Origin of the sequence: Acidaminococcus sp. CAG:542 (assembly GCF_000437815.1) — a bacterium.
Lineage (GTDB): Bacteria > Bacillota > Negativicutes > Acidaminococcales > Acidaminococcaceae > Acidaminococcus.
The window spans coordinates 5,430-7,538 of sequence record NZ_FR902095.1 but is presented as its reverse complement, the minus strand read 5'-3'; the positions used below and the strand labels follow the sequence as shown (position 1 = coordinate 7,538).

Genomic DNA, 2,109 nt, shown 5'->3' with positions numbered 1-2,109 from the left:
AGACGGCCGGACGGTGAACATCTATGAATATACCGGGCTGACCTTCAAGGACCAGATCCTGTGGACGGACACCCTGGCGGTGGACGGGGACCGGATTTACTTCTTCGGCTTCGACAACAAGGACGAAACATACCGGACCAAACTCCGGTCTGTCAGTTTCAAGGATGAGACGCTCAGTGACCTGAAGGTGCTGGATGAACGGGCCTACTGGCGGGACAAACTGGTGGTATCCAACGGAACTGTCTATGACTGGCACAAACAAGGGGATTATAAAAGTCGTGAAAAGAAAAATGAAGCTTCCTATTGGCATTATTACGACGGAAAGACCATGGTGCCCACCGATTTCACCGGCACGACTCTGATTCCCATCGATCAGGGGAAGGATGTGGTCTTTACCCAAAAATGGGACTACTGGACCGGGATCCTGGACAAAGGGACCCTTACCAAGGGGAAGGAACTCCTTACCGTAGAGGCGATAAGGAAGGCTGGACTGAACATCAAGAAACAATGGGCGGACAAGGACGGATTATACCTGATGGGGTATATGAAAAACGACAAGGGTGAAAATCAAAATGTGGTCCGGCAGTACAGTCTGCAGGACGGACAGCTGATCCAGTCCTTTGAGGGACCTCTTACCAAAGAAGGCCGTGGGTACGTGGTCACCGAGCACCGGGTGGTGCTGGGACAAGAAGGCGGCATCTACTGGATTTACCGCAAGAAGGATGGAAAGCTGTTGGGGAAATTCAAGACAGAACCCAAACTGACCATGGAAATCCTCACCCCCATGAAAAACGATTCCATCCTGATCTACCGCCGGATCAGCCGGGAGAAAGGCGAAGCCAAACTGTACCGGATGGATCTGTAGGGGAGAAAAGAGGGAAGAGTGTAGAAGATATGGAAAATAGGAACGGATTGAAGAAAGAGAGGTAAATTATGGGACTGATCAAAGCAGGGATGGGCGCTGTAGGCGGCGTGCTGGCCGATCAATGGAAAGAGTTTTTCTACTGCCAGATGGCACCGGACATCCTGATGATGAAAGGCCAGAAACGGACCGGGAGCCGGAGCTCCAACCAGGGCGACGACAACATCATCAGCAACGGATCCCGGATCGCTGTGAACAACGGCCAGTGCATGATGATAGTGGAAAACGGCAAGGTGGTGGATCTGTGTGCAGAACCGGGGGAATACACCTACGACAAAAGCACCGAACCGTCCATCTTTACCGGAGACCTGAAAGACAATGTGAAGGAAATCTTCAAACAGATGGGGAAACGGTTCACCTTCGGCGGGGATACCGGTAAGGATCAGCGGGTATACTATTTCAATACCAAGGAACTGATCGGGAACAAATACGGGACTCCCAGCGAAATCCCCTTCAAGGTGAAGGATGACACCACTGGCCAGGTGCTGACCATCCGGCTCCGGTGCTTCGGAGAATACAGCTACCGGATCACGGACCCCATCCTGTTCTATACCCACGTGGCCGGGAACGATTTCGACGAATACCGCAGGGAAACCCTGGACAGCCAGATGAAAAGCGAACTGCTCATGGCCCTGGCACCGGCTTTTGCCCAGCTCAGCGCTCAGCGGATCGACTACACGGAAATCATGGCCCATACCTTTGAACTGGCGGAAGCCCTCAACGATGTCCTGAGCAAAAAATGGCGGGACCTCCGGGGTATTGAAATCGTTTCCTTCGGGATCAGCAATATCAAAGCCAATGAAGCGGATGAAGAAAAGATCCAGAAGGTCCAGATGGGCATGACCATGGGCAGCGATCCCCGGATAGCCATGGGGGCCGTGGTGGATTCCAGCACCGATTCCATGAGGATAGCGGCAGGAAACCAGAACGCCGGAGCCGCCTTCGGGTTCATGGGCATGAATATGGCAGGGAATGCCGGGGCGAACATGTTCCAGGCCCTGGCAGGCCAGGCGGCGGCCCAGCAGCCGGCCCCACCGCCGGCAGAAGCACCACGTCAGCCCAATGGGTTTGCCCCAGGAGCGGCGGCTCCCAATGGCTGGGACTGCAGCTGCGGCCAGAAGGGCAATACCGGGAAGTTCTGCATGGCCTGCGGCGCCAAAAAGCCGGAACCGGCAGGGACCTGGGAC

General features: G+C 54.8%; 2 protein-coding genes. Both read left to right on the top strand.

Annotated features, from left to right (window positions below):
- Positions 1-865: hypothetical protein (locus tag QVO43_RS08575; protein ID WP_288174820.1), on the top strand; the 865-nt coding region annotated here is incomplete at its 5' end.
- A gap of 68 nt (positions 866-933) precedes the next feature.
- The coding region (locus tag QVO43_RS08570; protein WP_288174818.1) for an SPFH domain-containing protein at positions 934-2,109 on the top strand (1,176 nt) is incomplete at its 3' end.